Origin of the sequence: uncultured Microbulbifer sp., assembly GCF_947504145.1 — a bacterium.
In the GTDB taxonomy this organism is placed as follows: domain Bacteria; phylum Pseudomonadota; class Gammaproteobacteria; order Pseudomonadales; family Cellvibrionaceae; genus Microbulbifer.
Genome location: NZ_CANNGQ010000003.1, coordinates 319823 through 336104, shown reverse-complemented (window position 1 = coordinate 336104; position 16282 = coordinate 319823). Strand labels below are relative to the sequence as shown.

General features: G+C 58.8%; 14 protein-coding genes. 8 read left to right on the top strand and 6 right to left on the bottom strand.

Annotated features, from left to right (window positions below; all coding sequences use genetic code 11):
* Positions 1-205 precede the first annotated feature (205 nt).
* From Q1A74_RS12085 to Q1A74_RS12055, 7 genes are all read left to right on the top strand, one after another.
* Positions 206-1297: an HlyD family secretion protein gene (locus tag Q1A74_RS12085; protein WP_299596171.1), complete on the top strand. Its 1092-nt coding sequence runs from the start codon at positions 206-208 to the stop codon at positions 1295-1297.
* Positions 1284-2246 (top strand): ABC transporter ATP-binding protein, encoded by a 963-nt coding sequence (locus Q1A74_RS12080; RefSeq protein ID WP_299596168.1) that lies wholly within the window; start codon positions 1284-1286, stop codon positions 2244-2246. Before Q1A74_RS12085 ends, Q1A74_RS12080 begins: the two co-directional genes overlap by 14 nt.
* Positions 2243-3367 (top strand): ABC transporter permease, encoded by a 1125-nt coding sequence (locus Q1A74_RS12075; protein ID WP_299596165.1) that lies wholly within the window; start codon positions 2243-2245, stop codon positions 3365-3367. The genes Q1A74_RS12080 and Q1A74_RS12075 overlap by 4 nt, the downstream gene beginning before the upstream one ends.
* Before the next feature lie 265 nt (positions 3368-3632).
* Entirely contained in the window at positions 3633-5168 is a 1536-nt protein-coding gene (locus Q1A74_RS12070; RefSeq protein ID WP_299596163.1) for a hypothetical protein, read from the top strand.
* On the top strand, positions 5165-5818 hold the full coding sequence (locus tag Q1A74_RS12065) for a VWA domain-containing protein (RefSeq protein WP_299596160.1): 654 nt from the start codon (positions 5165-5167) through the stop codon (positions 5816-5818). The genes Q1A74_RS12070 and Q1A74_RS12065 overlap by 4 nt, the downstream gene beginning before the upstream one ends.
* 6 nt (positions 5819-5824) lie before the next feature.
* Complete coding sequence (locus tag Q1A74_RS12060; protein WP_299596157.1) at positions 5825-6631, top strand: glycerophosphodiester phosphodiesterase; 807 nt, start codon at positions 5825-5827, stop codon at positions 6629-6631.
* Positions 6632-6673: 42 nt separating this feature from the next.
* On the top strand, positions 6674-7597 hold the full coding sequence (locus Q1A74_RS12055; protein ID WP_299596154.1) for a glycerophosphodiester phosphodiesterase: 924 nt from the start codon (positions 6674-6676) through the stop codon (positions 7595-7597).
* Positions 7598-7663: 66 nt separating this feature from the next.
* Here the strand turns inward: Q1A74_RS12055 and Q1A74_RS12050 are convergent, their stop codons facing one another.
* Together Q1A74_RS12050 and Q1A74_RS12045 are read right to left on the bottom strand one after the other, a co-directional pair.
* Positions 7664-10771, bottom strand: coding sequence for an efflux RND transporter permease subunit (locus tag Q1A74_RS12050; protein ID WP_299596151.1), 3108 nt, complete (start codon positions 10769-10771; stop codon positions 7664-7666).
* A gap of 45 nt (positions 10772-10816) precedes the next feature.
* Positions 10817-11968 carry an efflux RND transporter periplasmic adaptor subunit gene (locus Q1A74_RS12045; protein ID WP_299596148.1) on the bottom strand — a complete coding sequence of 384 codons (1152 nt, stop codon included), beginning with the start codon at positions 11966-11968 and terminating at the stop codon, positions 10817-10819.
* 241 nt (positions 11969-12209) lie between these two features.
* On the opposite strand from Q1A74_RS12045, the gene Q1A74_RS12040 reads away from it, so the two are divergent.
* Entirely contained in the window at positions 12210-12860 is a 651-nt protein-coding gene (locus Q1A74_RS12040) for a TetR/AcrR family transcriptional regulator (protein ID WP_299596146.1), read from the top strand.
* 96 nt (positions 12861-12956) lie between these two features.
* Here Q1A74_RS12040 and Q1A74_RS12035 read toward each other — a convergent pair whose 3' ends face one another.
* The 4 genes from Q1A74_RS12035 to trmH all read right to left on the bottom strand — a co-directional run bounded on the left by Q1A74_RS12035 (position 12957) and on the right by trmH (position 16242).
* Positions 12957-13718, bottom strand: coding sequence for an ABC transporter permease (locus Q1A74_RS12035; protein WP_299596144.1), 762 nt, complete (start codon positions 13716-13718; stop codon positions 12957-12959).
* 5 nt (positions 13719-13723) lie between these two features.
* Positions 13724-14680, bottom strand: a complete 957-nt coding sequence (locus Q1A74_RS12030) for an ABC transporter ATP-binding protein (protein ID WP_299596142.1) — start codon at positions 14678-14680, stop codon at positions 13724-13726.
* 119 nt (positions 14681-14799) lie between these two features.
* On the bottom strand, positions 14800-15528 hold the full coding sequence (locus tag Q1A74_RS12025; protein ID WP_299596140.1) for a dienelactone hydrolase family protein: 729 nt from the start codon (positions 15526-15528) through the stop codon (positions 14800-14802).
* A gap of 27 nt (positions 15529-15555) precedes the next feature.
* Positions 15556-16242, bottom strand: a complete 687-nt coding sequence (gene trmH, locus Q1A74_RS12020) for a tRNA (guanosine(18)-2'-O)-methyltransferase TrmH (protein ID WP_299596138.1) — start codon at positions 16240-16242, stop codon at positions 15556-15558.
* Positions 16243-16282 lie beyond the last annotated feature (40 nt).

Sequence of the window (16282 nt, the reverse complement as noted above, 5' to 3'; positions counted from 1 at the left end):
TGTTTTTAATAAGGGTTTTACTTTTTTCTATGGTGAAAAATTTTAGAAAAAAATGGGTGATCTTCGACCCGGTTGAGACCGTTTTTCGAGCGTTGGCGCGATTTCCTTTCGAGTTGGTATTGTATGGTGCTATTGAGTATTAGCTGTCATGTATGCGCTTAGTGACGATATCGACTCGGGTGGAAATTGCCGACTCACGAAAGTCATGGCGAGATCAGTGGTATTGGCGCTCTTTTGCCTTGGATTGGCGGCCTGCGATACACGGGTTGAGCGTACGCTGGGCACCCTGGAGTGGGACCGGATCGCCCTGCCTGCTCCGGCAGCCGAAAGAATCGTGGAGATCCGGGTGCGTGAAGGCGAGCGTGTTGAAAAGGGGCAGCTACTAATGGCGCTCGACCCTGAGCAGACGCTCGCGCAGCTGCGCGCTGCAGAGGCCGCTGTTACCCGTCAGGCAGCGGCGCTGGAGGAGTTGCAAGTGGGGCCGCGGATCGAGGAGATCGAGCGCGCCAAAGCCGATGTGGCTGCTGCGGTGGCCGTCGAGGCGGATCGTACCGCGGAGTACCGGAGGCTGCGTGCGCTCGGTGCGAAAAATTATGCATCCAGGTCCGATATAGACGCAGCGCGTGCCGCCGCCGAAAGTGCGTCCGCACAGGTTCGGGCATCCCGTGAGCAGTTACTGGAGTTGCAGCGGGGAAGTCGCTCTGAAGACGTGGCCCAGGGGCAGGCACTCCTTGCTCAGGCGGAATCTGAGGCGGCGGCTCAGAGGGTGTTGCTGGAAAAGCTCACCCTGCGCGCGCCGCAAACCGGACTGATCGACAGTATTCCGTTCAAGCTCGGTGACCAGGCCCCGGTGGGCGCGTCTCTGGTGGTGATGCTTACGGGTGATACGCCTTATGCCCGGGTTTATGTTCCGCAACCCCTGCGATTGAATGTTCAATTGGGAGTTCTCGCCCGGGTGCATTTAACCGGCGACGAAAAGGGCGCTGAACACGGCACCGACGAGACACGTGCGGGTTGGGCCCGGGAGTATATCGGCCGTGTCCGCATGGTGCGCAATGTGCCGAGCTTTACGCCGTATTACGCGCTCACCGGAGAGGATGTGACCCGACTGAGTTATATCGCAGAGATTCAAATGGGAGCGGATGCGGCACAGCTTCCTGCGGGATTGCCGGTGACTGCGGAATTTGTTGCCGGTGCCGTGGTGTCTGAAGACCCGGCGCGCGAAGACCAGAAATTTGAGCGGGGCGAACAACGTCCAAATCTCCCGCAACACGAGCCCTACGATGGCGGAAAATGAAACAGCCATTCGCGCCCGCGGCCTGAGCAAACATTTCGGCAGTCTGAAGGCCGTAGATGACGTGGACCTCACGGTGCGCCGCCGCCAGGTGTATGGATTTCTCGGCCCCAACGGTTCCGGTAAGTCCACCAGCATTCGCATGCTGTGCGGGTTGCTTATCCCCACCGCGGGGGAAATCGAGGTGTTGGGGCTGAGTATCCCTGAGCAGGCGGAGGAATTGCGCCAGCATATCGGCTACATGACCCAGCAATTCTCCCTGTTTGCCGATCTCACCGTGCGTGAGAATCTGGAGTTTCTTGCGGCGGTGCAGAATATCCCGTCGAAGCAGGCGCGGGAGCGGGTTGCCGAGCTGCTGGCGGAATATCATTTTGATGAGCGTGCAGACCAGCTCGCCGGCACCATGAGCGGCGGCCAGAAGCAGCGTCTTGCCCTGGCGGGCGCCATCATTCACAAGCCGGAACTCCTGTTTCTCGACGAGCCCACCAGCGCGGTGGATCCGGAGTCCCGGCGGGATTTCTGGGAGAAACTGTTCGAGCTGACCGAGGCCGGCACCACTATTCTGGTTTCCACCCATTACATGGACGAGGCGGAGCGCTGCCACCGTCTGGCCATTCTCGACCGTGGCCGGCTGGTGGCCGATGGCAGCCCGGCCGAGCTCACCGGCGACCTGGACGGGCGCACACTACTGGTGGAGACGGAAAATCCGCACCGCGCCAAGCAGATACTGGTGCAGGTCCCGGGGGTGATCAGTGCCGCGCAGATCGGCAATAGCCTGCGGGTGCTGGTGGATGGTGAGCGGATCCGCCAGCAGGATATTGAGGAAGCACTGTCGGCAGAAGAGGTGCGCGCTGAAGTGGCACCGGTCACTCCCAGTCTGGAGGACGTATTTGTCGCGGTCACTCATCAGCCGGAAAAGTCTGATTTCGCGCCGCAGGAGTCCGGGGCATGAACCGCCGTCGCCTGTTTGCCGTACTGGTCAAGGAGTTCCGGCAGATGCGCCGGGACCGGATGACCCTGGCAATGATTGTGGGTATCCCCATCATGCAGCTGGTGCTGTTCGGCTACGCGATCAACCTCAATCTGCGCAATCTGCCTGCGGCTATTGCCGATCAATCGGATACCAGTGCATCCCGCCGGCAGGTAATGGACCTGCTCGCCACCGGAGTGATCGAGCCGGTAGCGGATGCGCAAACCCCGGAGCAGTTGCTGGACCTGCTGCGCCGCGGTGAAATCAGCGTGGGTATCGCCATCCCCTACGACTATGAGCGCCGACTGGCGTTGGGGCAGCAGGCCATCCAGATCCTGGTGGATGGCAGTGATACGGTGGTGCAGAGCGCCGCCGCGCAGCTAGCCCAGGTGCCGGTGGGTGAGCCGCCGCCAGAAAATGACACCCGCCTGCCGGACCGGCAGTCGTCGGTGCCATTGCCTCCGAGCGCGGTGAGCGTCGTCAGTTTCTACAATCCCCAGCGGGTTTCAGCGATCAATATCGTGCCGGGTTTGATCGGTATCATTCTCACCATGACCATGGTGATGTTCACCGCCGTGGCCATTGTGCGCGAGCGGGAGCGCGGCAATATGGAGCTGCTGATCGCCACGCCGGTGAGCAGTGCGGAGCTGATGATCGGCAAGATATTACCCTACGGGCTGATCGGGCTGATTCAGACCACCCTGATCCTGCTGCTGGGCAAGCTGGTGTTTCAGGTGCCGATTCGCGGCAGCCTGCTGGATGTGTATATCGCCGCGGTGCTGCTGATTCTCGCCAACCTGGCGATGGGGCTGCTGATCTCTACCCGCGCCCAGTCCCAGTTTCAGGCTATGCAGATGACCTTCTTCGTTTTCCTGCCATCGATACTGCTGTCTGGATTCATGTTTCCCTTCGATGGCATGCCGAAGGCCGCGCAGTGGCTGGCAGAGCTGTTGCCGTTGACCCACTTTATCCGCCTGGTGCGCGGGGTGATGTTGCGGGGGGCGAATATTCTGGAGTTGTGGCCGGATCTGCTGGCACTGCTCGCATTTATCCTGCTGATGATGACCCTCGCCATAATGCGCTTTCGCAAACGCCTGGATTGATCGCCCTGTCGTTAATGTCCACCGCCGGGTGAACTTCTGCGCCGGGCGCTGTCCTTATTCCCTGTAGTTACCCTTTGAGTGCTTCCCCCTGTTCTCACCGTATTTGTGACGGCATAAAGGAAACCGCCGCCCAGCCTTGATAGGATGGGGGCGTCAAGGATCCATTCTGCGTGGCAATAGGTGCCACCACTTCAATACAAGACTGAGGTCAGGTCTGTACACACGTTAACTGTTGCTGCATGTCAGCAAGGGAGGAAGCTGTACCATGACCGGAATCTTCCAGAGCCTGCCACCCTGGCTGTGGTTCGTAATTGCTCTCACCGCGCTGTTTCTGGCGCGCAAGCCCGTCCATCTGGGGATACTCGCCCTGGCCCGTTTTTTCCACCAGTCCCTGCGCCTGGGAGCCAGCGCGGTTGCCGCCGCGGAAGGGCGCCTGCAATTGCGCAACCGGGAGGTGCTGCTGGCGGCCGGGCGCGAGGCCACCGAGCGCCATATCGAGCGGGAGTTCGACCGTATCGAAGGGGCGATGAAAAAGGAGCTGGCCCAATACCCCGCCCTACACCGTAAGTTGTGTGAGCAGCTGACTGCCATTGATGAAGACTATGTGCGCAGCGCCGAAGTGCCACCGGAGCCCACCAACTGGGCCAAGGCGATTAAGGCAGTCGCTGAAATTCCCGCCAAGCAGGACCCGGTGGTAGGCGATGTTCTGGAAACCATTCACGGCTCCATGCGCAAGGCAGAAGCCAAGGCGCTGGAGGCCTATCGGGAGTCTGCACGCGAGCGACATCAGTTACTCAAACGCATGATGCCCGCGTGGCGCTCCATCCTGAACAGCCTGGGCAAGGTCAACAAGACCGTGAGCACTGTGCAGCAGCGCGCCAAAGTGGTGGATGGCCACATGGAGCGCTACGAAGAAATCCTGCAAAGCAGCGATCGCGCCCAGCGCATGCTGTCTTCCTCATCTCTCAGCCAGTTCTTTATTTCTGCTTTTGTCCTCGCCATCGCCGTGGGCGGTGCGTTGATCAATTTCCACCTGATCGCACGGCCCATGACAGAAATGGTGGGCGGCACCAGTTATATCGGCAGCTTCAAGGTCGCCGATATTTCCGCACTGGTGATCATTCTGGTGGAAATCACCATGGGATTGTTTGTGATGGAGTGTCTGCGTATCACCCGGTTGTTCCCGGTGATCAGTGCGCTCAATGACAAGTTGCGCACGCGGATGATGTGGGCGGCCTTTGTACTGCTGTTTTTCCTCGCCACCGTTGAGGCCGGCCTGGCGTTTATGCGCGAGATCCTGATGCAGGAAGACCTGGCGGTAAGTGCCCAGTTGCGCGGCGCCGAAGTGGCCAGCACCGAGGGTGGGGTATTCTGGATTACCACCGCGGCACAGATGGGGATGGGCTTTATCCTGCCGTTTGCGCTGACCTTTGTGGCGATTCCCCTGGAGAACTTTATCGCATCCACCCGCACGGTCATCGGGTTGCTCGCCGCATTTACTTTGCGGATACTTTCAGTGGTGTTACGTCTCGCCGGTACGGCTATCCTGCGCACGGGAACTCTGCTGGTGCGCGTTTACGATATCGCCATTTTCTTCCCGCTGTGGCTGGAAGCGCGGTTTCTGCGCTGGCGTCAGCAGGTGGCAGACAAGGTAGAAACGTCATCGACGGAGGCGGCTGCCCACCCCTCCACAAAAGCCTCCGCAAAAGCTTCGACCAAAACCGCCGCGAAAGCGTCGCCCAAGCGGTCTTCCAAATCGTCTTCCCAGTCGAGTGCAAAACTACAGGAGCAGCCGTCATGAAATCCGCTTTTACACATTGTGCTATTGCGCTTTGCCTGTTGTTGCTCCTGGCCGGGTGCGGAGAACCGGTAGCGCGCGATCAGGGTGTCTATATGCTGATTGACACCTCCGGTACTTACACCGAGGAACTGGGTAAGGCGCAACAGGTGATCAACTTTACCCTGGCGCGTCTGAATCCAGGGGATACCTTTGCAGTTGCCAGTATCAACACCGGTAGCTTCAGCGAAAAAAACATCCACGCCAAGGTCACTTTCGACGACCGCCCGAGTGTGGCCAACCGGCAGAAGCAGGCGTTCCAGCAGAGCATCGATGCATTCGTGCAGGAGGCGCAACCAGCGGATTACACAGACATCACCGGCGGCCTTTTACAGGCGGTGGAGTTTCTCAATGAGAAGCAGCCGGGGCAGAAAACCATTCTGATTTTTTCTGACCTGAAAGAAGAAATCAAAGCAGGCTACAACCGCGATCTTCCACTGACCCTCAATGGGTTTGATCTGGTGGCCCTGAATGTAACCAAACTTAGCAGCGACAATGTGGACCCCAGTGAGTATCTCGGCCGCCTGCAGCAGTGGCAGGAAAAAGTGGAGCAGGGTGGCGGTAGCTGGCGCGTGGTCAACGACCTGGAGCGGCTGGAAAAGATCCTGCCGTGAGAGCCCTTGAACAAACCTGACCGCTGGTTGCAGCCGGGCCGTGCGCGGCCTCTGGTGATTTCCCATGGTGACGAGCGCGGGCAGGGGCTCTATCCGGGCAACACAATGCTGTACCTGCGCAAGATGGTGGCGCTGGGGGTGGATGCCCTGGAAGTGGATCTGAATCTAACCAGGGACGGCCATCTGGTATTGCTCCACGATGGTTCGTTGGAACGCACAACCGACGGCCGCGGCGCGGTGATTGACAAGACCCTGCAGGAACTGAAAACCCTCAACGCGGCTCACCAGTGGTCAGCGGATGGTGAACACTACCCCTACCGCACTGATCCACAATCGGTGGTTACCATTGATGAAGTGTTCGCGGAATTTCCGCATACGCCGATGATTATTGAACTGAAGAATAATGACTCGTGCGCGGCGCATGCCCTGGCGACATCCATCAAAAGCGCCGGCGGTGGGGCGCGTGTGATTGTGTCATCGTTTCACCGGGGCGTTATCCGCGTATTTCGCCGTCTGTGTCCACACGTGGCCACCGGCGCGACCCTGCCGGAAGCACTACTGTTTTTTCTCGCCCAGTGTGTATTTGCCGAAAAGTGGGTAAAACCGGCCTACCAGACCATGCAGCTGCCTGCCCGTTACTACGGGCTCCCCGTGTTCACGCAGCGGTTTGTAAACGCGGCGCGTCGCCGCGACCTGCATATTTCGGTGTGGACGGTAGACGACGAAGCCGCGATGAAAAAATATATTGCCCTGGGGCTGGATGGTATCGTCACCAACCGGCCCGACCGGCTGTTATCGATTATCGACCGTTAATCGTGGACCATGCACTGTGGGCCGCTAACTGTGGAAAGCTGAATGATCAAGCGCTTACTACTTCTCCTGATTCTTGCCATGCTGGCCTTCCTTGGCTGGCGCTACCTCGCTGCGCGACCGGCAGCGGACACGGGATTACAGTTTCCCCGGTATCAGAATGAAGGCTTTCGCCGGCCACTGGTGATTGCCCACGCGGATGATTCCGGCTTGGGGCTGTACCCGGGCAATACCCCCATTTTTTTGCAGCAGATGGCGGCGATGAAAGTGGACGTTCTGGAGATGGATATTCACGTCACCGCCGACGACGAACTGGTGCTGATGCACGATACCACCGTGGATCGCACCACCGATGGCGAGGGTGCGATTGTCGATAAAACCCTGGCGGACCTGAAAAAACTCAATGTGGCCTACCACTGGAGTCAAGACGGTGAGCACTATCCTTATCGGGACGATCCCCAGCGCATTCTCACGGTGGATGAGGTCTTCAGGCAGTATCCCAAATACCCGATGATTATTGAGATCAAAAGCGCCGGGAGCGACGCGGCAGAGAGTCTGTGCCGGAAGCTGAAGGCGTTCAATAAAAGTAATCAGGTGATTGTTTCCTCCTTCCATCAGGAAGCGATCGATACCTTCCGCCGGGATTGTGCCCATGTGGCCACCGGAGCCGGAAAAAACGAAGTGCGAGATTTTGCGCTGGCTTCCAAGCTCGGCGCTTTCCGTCTGATGAGCCCCCAGTATCAGGCGTTGCATATTCCATTGGAGTATGACGGTATTGAGCTGGTGTCGCGCAGTTCGGTCGTTCAGGTGCAGAACCACGGTGTGCGGGTGGACGTATGGACGATCAACGATGAGGACGAAATGCGTCGCCTGATTGAAATGGGCGTGGACGGCATTATGACGGACCGCCCCGATCGACTGTTCAAGGTGATCGGCGAGATGCAGGAATTTGAAGAGATGAATGAATGACGCCGAAGACTTGGAGCGGGCAACAAAAAAGGCTTCCTGTTGTGGAAGCCTTTTTTGTTTCTGTGATCAGTTTGCCGGTTGCGTCGGTTGATTGGTTGCGGGAGCTGACACACCGGGTGGCTCAGCCTGCTGAGGTTTTACCCGGTACCAGGCGGCGTACAGTGCCGGCAAAAACAGTAGCGTAAGCGCGGTGGCCACAATAAGCCCGCCCATGATTGCCACCGCCATGGGGCCAAAGAAGTCGCTACCAGATAGTGGAATCATCGCCAGTACCGCGGTCAATGCGGTCAGCACGATGGGGCGGAAGCGACGCACGGTGGATTCCACAATGGCATCCCACGGAGCCAGGCCCTGGGCTTTATCCTGCTCGATCTGGTCGACTAAAATGACCGAGTTGCGCATGATCATGCCCGCCAGCGCAATGGTGCCGAGCATCGCTACAAAACCAAACGGCTGGTTGAACAGCAACAGAAACAGCGTGACACCGATAATTCCCAGCGGTGCGGTGAGAAATACCATGGTAGACAGGGAGAAGCTGCGCAGCTGCAACATCAGTAGAGTAAATACCACCAGCACGAACAGCGGCATACCGGCATTGACGGATTCCTGCCCGCGTGCGGACTCCTCCACACTGCCACCAATTTCCAGTAAATATCCGGGCGGTAATGTATCGCGCAGTTCCTGAAGTTGTGGCCAGAGTTCTGCGACCACGGAGGCCGGTTGCTGGGTGCCGTAAATATCTGCGCGCACGGTCACCGTCGGCAGGCGGTCGCGGTGCCAGATGACACCTTCCTCAAAACCGTAATCCAGGGTGGCGATCTGGTTTAGCGGCAGCGAAGCGCCGGTGTCGGTCTGTACCGCCAGATTACCCAGCTGGGCCAGCGCCTGTCGTTCGCGTTCCTCGCCGCGCACAGCCACGGTAATCAGCTCGTTGTCTTCCCGGTACTGGCCTACGGCCGTGCCGGAGAGCGAGCCTTGCAGTGCGCGAGAGAGCGAGCTGCTGCTGACCCCCATCTGCCGGAGTCGCGCCTGATCCAGTGCCAGATGTACTACCTTGCTGGGCTCCTCCCAATCCAGGTGCACATTCGCCACGTCGTCATTGTTGCGCACAACCGCCGCGACCTCGCGGGCGATCCGGCGCGCTTCGCTAATATGTTCACCGGAAACCCGGAACTGCACCGGATAACCCACCGGTGGACCATTTTCCAGGCGGGACACCCGCGAGCGCACGCTCGGGAACTGTTCGCGCAGAGAAGCGATCAACCACAAGCGCAGCTCTTCACGTTCTTCCACACTGCGGGTTAGCACCACAAACTGGGCAAAGCTGGCGGCGGGCAGCTGTTGATCCAGGGGGAGATAAAAACGCGGCGAGCCGGTACCCACATAGGCGACATAGTTTTCCACCAGCGGATTTTGCGATAGCAGCGTTTCCAGGCGCACGGCCTGCTCCTCTGTGGCGTGCAGCGAGGCCCCCTCGCTCAGCTTCAGGTCCACCATCAACTCGAGGCGTGCAGAGGAGGGGAAAAACTGTTGCGGTACAAAGCGGAACAGGAAAATGGAGCCCACGAACACCAGCAATGTCAGCACTAAAACCGTTTTACGGTAGTGCAGGCACCAGTTGAGCACCCGCCGGAAATGCAGGTAGAACGGTTTGCTGTAGGGGTCCGGACTGGCTGAGCTGCCGTGCGCTCCATGGTCCGGTAACAGGCGGTTGCCGAGGTAGGGGACAAAAATGACCGCGGCCACCCAGGAGGCGAGCAGGGAAAGTGTCACCACCTGGAATATCGAACGGGTGTACTCGCCGGTGCCGGATTGCGCGGTGGCAATGGGCAGAAAACCCGCGGCGGTAATCAGAGTACCGGTCAACATGGGAAAGGCGGTGCTTTTCCAGGCAAAGCCGGCGGCTTTCAGGCGGCTCAGACCCTGCTCCATTTTGATCGCCATCATTTCCACGGCGATGATCGCATCGTCCACCATCAGCCCCAGAGCCAGTACCAGAGCGCCCAGGGAAATCTTGTGCAGGCCAATATCAAAGTAATGCATCAGTGCGAAGGTCATTGCCAGCACCAGCGGAATCGACAGTGCCACCACCAGCCCGGTGCGGAAGCCCAGCGAGAAAAAACTCACCAGCATCACAATGATCAGGGCTTCTGCCAGTACCTTGACGAATTCCCCCACGCTGCTCTTTACCGCTGCAGGCTGGTCGGAAACCTTGCTCAGGGTCAGCCCCACAGGTAGGTCCTGCTGCAGGGTTTCCACGGCCGCATCCAGGTGCTCACCCAGCTGCAGAATGTCGCCGCCGGACTTCATCGATACCGCGATGCCGATAGCGTCCTCGCCCATAAAGCGCACGCGAGGTTGGGGCGGATCGCTGAAGCCGCGTTGTACATTGGCGATATCACCGAGAGTGAGCGTGTGGCCGTTGGCGTGAATGGGGAACTGGCGGATTTCCTCGACGCTCTGGAACTGGCCGCTGACCCGAATACGCACCCGGTCGCTGATCGCTTCCACGATACCCGCGTCCGCCATCTGGTTTTGCGCCTGCAGCACGGACTGCACGGCAGATAGCGGAATACCCATCGACGCCAGTTTGGCATTGGAAATTTCTACCCAGATTTTCTCGTCCTGCAGGCCGAGCAGTTCCACCTTGCCGACGTTGTCCACCCGCTGTAATGCCAGCTGCAGGCGGTCGGCGTAGTCTTTCATCAGTCCGTAGTCGAAGCCCTGCCCGGTGAGCGCGTAGATATTGCCGAAGGTGGTGCCGAACTCGTCGTTGAAGAATGGCCCCTGGATATCCGCTGGCAGGGTGTGGCGGATGTCGCCGATTTTTTTGCGTACCTGGTACCAGAGGTCGGGAATTTCTGCGGAGCGCATGCTGTCCCGGGCCACAAACATCACCTGGGACTGACCGGGCCGGGAGAAGGAGGTAATGCGCTGGTACTCGCCGGTCTCCATCAATTTTTTCTCGACGCGCTCGGTTACCTGCCGGGAAACTTCCGCGGCGCTGGCGCCGGGCCACAGGGTGTTCACTACCATCACCTTGAAGGTAAACGGTGGATCTTCACTTTGCCCCAGTTGGGTGTAGGAGAGGGCGCCGGCGAGGCTGAGCACCAGCATGGCGTAGAGCACCAGGGGTTTGTTATTCAGTGCCCACTCGGAAAGGTTGAATCGCATGTTTTATTGTCCGGATCGTGTGGGGAGGCGGAGCGCGCTCTGCTATCAGCGTCGTGCCAGGTTGTCGTCGGATTCGATCGGCCGATTGTGCCGATCCACCGGGCGCACCCGCTGCCCTTCACGGACCAGCTGGGTTCCGGCGGAAAGCACCCAGTCTTGAGGGGTGAGGCTGGAGACGACTTCCGCGTATTCGTGCCCGTAACTGGTCACGGTTACCGCCACCTTGTGCAGGGTGAAATTTTCCGCGTCCATACGCCACACGTAGGCCTGGGCTCCGTCGGCAGTAATGGCCGACATGGGGAGGCGCTGGCTGGGGCGCTTGTTACTGGTGCGCGCATAGACCCGTGCACTCTGACCAAGCTGGGGTTTTGTTTGTTGATCGGTATCGGCCGCGGATGAGAAGGCCACACGGGCCTCGAAGGTGCGCAGTCCCGCTTCCGCGGCGGGGGAAAGCTCCCGTACCTTGCCGTTGATCGGGGTTCCCGGCTGAGACCAGAGCTCGACGGTCACCGGCTGGTCTACGGCAAATCGCGCGACCTCCTGCTCCGGCAGGTCGATACGCACCTCGCGCTCGCCGTCGGCGGCCATTACAAAGGCGGTCTGTCCGGCACTGACTACTTGCCCGGGCTCGATACTGCGACGGGTGATCACCCCGTCGCTGGGGGCCTTCAGCACCGCGTAGGCGGCCTGGTTGTCGGCTACCTGCCACTGGGCGCGGGCGCGCTGCAGCTGTGCGACGCTGCTGTCGTGGCGGGTTTTGACGGCGTCGAACTGGGACTCGCCAATCAGCTTGCGCTCCAGCAGGTCGCGATAGCGGGCCAGTTCATTGCCGGCATTGCGGTTTTCCGTCTGCGCCGCTTCCAGTTGCGCGCGCGCCGCGTCGCGCTGCAACTTCAGGTCCTCTGCATCCAGTTCCGCCAGAGGTTGCCCCTGTGTTACCCGGTCTCCCACATCGACCAGGCGGCGGGTTACCGCACCGCCCACGCGGAAGGCCAGGGCCGGCTCGTGGCGGGCGCGTATTTCGCCGGGGTACACCGCTAGCTGGCTGCCAGAGATGGTGGGATGGACCACGATGGCCGGGCGCGGGGGCTTGGCATTACCGGCTTCCGGTGCCGAGCAGGCGGCCAGGAGCAGAGAGAGGGGCAGGGCGGCGCAGAGTTTCAGGGCGCTAACAAAATCGGGGCGGAAGTGGTGCATGATTCCCTCATTCCTTGTGGTTCACGGACGCTGGATGGCATTCGGGGTGACTTTGAGGTCGGGGAAATCGACAGAAACTGGTACAGTTGTCTGCCAATCCTCGCCAGCGTCAATTGCTATACTGGCGAGTATAGTAAGTATATTGAACTTGCGAGTCCACTAATTCGGTGGCGGCGAGCGCGCGCTTCATCATTCATTAGAAATACACCGGAAGGTGCGCGACACAACGACGATGACGACCATGAGCGAATCAAATTCAACCAGTGCAGCCCCCGCCAGCCGCGGCCGTCCCAAAGACCCGGCCAAGCGCCAGGCGATCCTGGAGGCCGCCAAGGACCTGTTTCTCACGCACGGCTTTACCGGCACCAGCATGGATGCGGTGGCCAGCGAGGCAGGGGTCTCCAAACTGACGGTGTACAGCCATTTCTCCGACAAGGAGACGCTGTTCTTTGCCGCCGTGGAGGCCCGGTGCTGCAGCCAGATGCCGGTGGTGATGTTTACTCTGGAGCCGGGCATGCCGGTGGCGGAGATGTTGCGCAAGATCGGCGAAGCCTTTCTGGAAATGCTCTACCACGAGCACTCCCTGCAGCTGATGCGCTTGATCAGCGCGGTGGGCACCCAGGATCAGACCATGGCCAATCTGTTCTACGAAGCGGGCCCCATGCGCACGCGCAATGAAATGACGCGCTTTCTGAACCGGGCCTGTGAATTGGGCCAATTGCAGATTGTGGATACCGAGCGGGCGTCGGAACTGTTTTTTGGCATGTTGCAGGGTGGCTGCCGGCATATCCAGATCATGCTCGGTTGTACCGAACCGCCTGAGAGCGCGGAAATTTCCGAGCATGTGGCGGAAGTGGTGCGGGTGTTTACCCGGGCCTATCAGCCCGCGTAGAAGCTCGAGTCCGTACAAAAGCCTGAGCTGGCCAAATGCCCATAAAAAAGCCCGCGAGAGTAACCTCTCGCGGGCTTTTCTGTTTCCGGTTTGCGATCAGCTGCGAATCTTGTAACCGGTGCGGAAAATCCACCAGATGGCGGTCAGGCACAGCAGCAGGAAGAACAGCGTCATCCCCAGGCTGATACCCACATTCACATCAGAAACGCCATAAAACGCCCAGCGGAATCCACTGATCAGGTATACCACCGGGTTGAACAGGGTCACTTTCTGCCAGAATTCCGGCAGCATATTGATGGAGTAAAAAGCACCGCCGAGAAAGGTCAGCGGCGTGATTACCATCAGCGGGATGACCTGCAGTTTCTGGAAGTCGTCCGCCCACACACCGATAATGAAACCGAACATACTGAAAGTGACTGCGGTGAGAATCAGAAAGCCGATCATCCAGAATGGATGTGCGATATCGTAATCCACAAAAAAGCGCGCGGTAATCAGTATCAGGATACCGATGACCACGGACTTGGAAGCCGCTGCGCCTACATAGCCTGCGACGATTTCAAATGCAGATACCGGTGCGGACAGTACTTCGTAAATGGTGCCGCTGAATTTGGGAAAGAATATGCCGAAGGACGCATTGGAAATACTTTCCGAAAGCAGTGACAGCATGATCAGGCCGGGAATAATAAAGGCCCCGTAGCTGACACCCTCGATTTCCCCAAGGCGGCTGCCGATGGCAGTGCCGAATACGATAAAGTACAGGCAGGTGGAGATCACAGGCCAGGCGATACTCTGCATCAGGGTGCGACCGGTACGGGCCATTTCGAATTTGTAGATGGCGCAGATGCCGTGAACATTCATTCTCACTACTCCCCTTGGCCAGCCTGCTGGCGTTCATTCTGGTTCTGGTGCACCAGATTGACAAAAATCTCTTCGAGGGAACTCTCGCTGGAGTGCAGATCCCTGAATTCGATGCCCTGCTGGTTCAGCGCCCGCAGCAAATCGGCGATACCCGTATGTTCGCGCTGGGTGTCGAAGGTATAGATCAGCTGGTTCCCTTCGTCCGCAACCTCCAGTGCAAATTCGACGAGGTTTTCTGGCAATGCGGCGACCGGGTTTTGCAGGTGAATGGTCAGCTGCTTTTTGCCCAGTTTTTGCATCAGGGTATGCTTCTCTTCCACCAGCACCAGCTCGCCGTGGTTGATCACGCCGATGCGGTCCGCCATTTCTTCGGCCTCTTCGATGTAATGGGTGGTGAGAATCACGGTGACTCCGCTTTTACGCAATCCGCGCACCATTTCCCACATATCCCGACGCAGTTCCACATCGACACCAGCGGTAGGCTCGTCGAGGAACAGGATGGAGGGTTCGTGGGACAGCGCCTTGGCAATCATCACCCGGCGTTTCATGCCGCCGGAAAGTGCCATGATCTTGCTGTCTTTTTTCTCCCACAGGGACAGTTGGCGCAGGATTTTTTCGATGTGTTCGGGGTTGGGGGCTTTGCCGAACAGACCACGGCTGAAGGTGACGGTGTTCCAGACGCTTTCGAAGGAGTCGGTGGACAGTTCCTGAGGCACCAGCCCGATCTTGCTGCGCGCGGCGCGGAACTCACGCTGGATATCATGGCCGTCGGCAGTGACTTTGCCGCTCGTGGGATTGACGATGCCGCAGACGATGCTGATCAGCGTGGTTTTACCGGCGCCGTTGGGACCCAGCAGGGCGAAAATTTCGCCGCGTTTGATATCGAGGTCGACGGACTTGAGTGCGGTAAAGCCGCCGGCGTAGGTTTTACCCACGCTGGCTATGGATATGATCGGTTGCACGCTTCCCCCTTGTTGGCAGTGCCTATTGCATAATTTGGGTGCACAAACTGCGGCGCACATTGTGCCCCGAAGCGCGCAGCAAGTGCTACCGCTTCAGGGCAAAAGGAGGGTGTGCGGAGTTACCACTCGAAGATTCTGTTGTAGAAGGCAACGGCGCTTTCGTAGGCATCGTTGGCGGCTTCTTCGTTGTAAGCCAGCGGGATACCAAACTTTTCACCGCGGCCGGTGGCGGCAGGATTGGTGAATCCGTGTTTGGCGCCAGGGTAACTGGTCACATCAAAACGCACACCCGCGGTCTGCATTTCCTGTACGAAGTTGGCCACCTGCTCGGCGGGGATCATGTCGTCGTCGCCACCGGTGTAGACCTGGATTTCGGCTTTGATGTCACCAGGTTGGATTTTCACTTCGGTCTGCAGGTCGCCGTGGAAGCTGACTACGCCTTTCAGTGGTAGACCGAGGCGTGCCATGGTCAGCGCTACGGCGCCACCGAAGCAGTAGCCCTGGGCGGCGACCTCGCCTTCGATCACGGTTTCGTGTTTATTGATGAGGTCGAGAGCGGCCTGGAAGCGTTTCTGAGCGGCTCCTTCGGTCTGGATGGTTTTGTTCATCAGGGCCGTGGCATCGGTGGGGTTGTCGGCGCTGACACCGGTGCCGAACATGTCGAGGGCGAAGGCGGTAAAGCCTTCGGCGGCGAGGCGTTCGGCTTCTTCGCGGGTAAAATCGTTCATACCCCACCATTCGTGCACCAGCAGGATGGCGGGCCTTTTTCCCTCGATGGTTTCGTCGTAAGCCAGGTAGCCGGTAAAAGATTCGCCGTCGATGGTGTATTCGATTTCTTCGGTATGCATGATTTCCTCCGTGAGGGGTGGGTTACGCTAGATTTTTGGTTGGCGATATCGCGGGTCATTTGGCGGAATAATATCTCCGTCCTCATCCAGCTCCGGAAACGGTAGTTTGTACTGCTCACAGTATCTCACCATTTTCGGGTGCATCCAGCGAAACAGAATATCTTTTATTGCCGGATCTTCTTCGTCGAGCTCTTTGTTTTCATACATTCCCGCTTTGGTTCGCTGATACATCGCCTCCTGCAAAATGATCGCCGCCGCCACACTCACATTGTAACTTTCCACCATGCCGATAATCGGTATGGTCACATGATCGTCGGCGTGCTCGGCCGCGTAAGCGCTGAGCCCGTGTTTTTCGGCCCCCATAATCAACGCGAAAGGTCTGGTGTAATCGGCCTGGCGAAAATCGATGGCGCGGTCGGACCAGTGCGCTGCATACAAATGCATACCGCGGTGTTTCAGCTCGGCCATACCCGATTCGATATCGGGATACACGGCGTTACCGGTAAAGCGCCCACTACCGCCGGCGGTATTGTGATAGAGCAGGTGCCCGTAGCTGGGCTGAACCATGTGGATTTCGGGAATACCCACGGCATCGGCGGTGCGCAACATGGCGGAGATGTTCTGGCCTTTGTGCACTTGGTCGGTAAGCAGGGTCATGTCGTGCTGGCGCTGACGGAGCACTTGTTTGAATTTGTCGTAGCGGGCGCGGCTCATGGTACTTCTGTTGTGTTTGGCTGAAGTCAGTGTTGGGGAT

What these genes read in the sequence shown, in the direction of transcription:
- Q1A74_RS12080 (WP_299596168.1), top strand. Translation starts at nt 1,284, where the DNA reads ATGGCGGAAAATGAAACAGCCATTCGCGCCCGCGGCCTGAGCAAACAT.
- trmH (WP_299596138.1), bottom strand. Translation starts at nt 16,242, where the DNA reads ATGAGCCGCGCCCGCTACGACAAATTCAAACAAGTGCTCCGTCAGCGC.
- Q1A74_RS12045 (WP_299596148.1), bottom strand. Translation starts at nt 11,968, where the DNA reads ATGCACCACTTCCGCCCCGATTTTGTTAGCGCCCTGAAACTCTGCGCC.
- Q1A74_RS12040 (WP_299596146.1), top strand. Translation starts at nt 12,210, where the DNA reads ATGAGCGAATCAAATTCAACCAGTGCAGCCCCCGCCAGCCGCGGCCGT.
- Q1A74_RS12070 (WP_299596163.1), top strand. Translation starts at nt 3,633, where the DNA reads ATGACCGGAATCTTCCAGAGCCTGCCACCCTGGCTGTGGTTCGTAATT.
- Q1A74_RS12075 (WP_299596165.1), top strand. Translation starts at nt 2,243, where the DNA reads ATGAACCGCCGTCGCCTGTTTGCCGTACTGGTCAAGGAGTTCCGGCAG.
- Q1A74_RS12085 (WP_299596171.1), top strand. Translation starts at nt 206, where the DNA reads ATGGCGAGATCAGTGGTATTGGCGCTCTTTTGCCTTGGATTGGCGGCC.
- Q1A74_RS12065 (WP_299596160.1), top strand. Translation starts at nt 5,165, where the DNA reads ATGAAATCCGCTTTTACACATTGTGCTATTGCGCTTTGCCTGTTGTTG.
- Q1A74_RS12055 (WP_299596154.1), top strand. Translation starts at nt 6,674, where the DNA reads ATGATCAAGCGCTTACTACTTCTCCTGATTCTTGCCATGCTGGCCTTC.
- Q1A74_RS12035 (WP_299596144.1), bottom strand. Translation starts at nt 13,718, where the DNA reads ATGAATGTTCACGGCATCTGCGCCATCTACAAATTCGAAATGGCCCGT.
- Q1A74_RS12025 (WP_299596140.1), bottom strand. Translation starts at nt 15,528, where the DNA reads ATGCATACCGAAGAAATCGAATACACCATCGACGGCGAATCTTTTACC.
- Q1A74_RS12050 (WP_299596151.1), bottom strand. Translation starts at nt 10,771, where the DNA reads ATGCGATTCAACCTTTCCGAGTGGGCACTGAATAACAAACCCCTGGTG.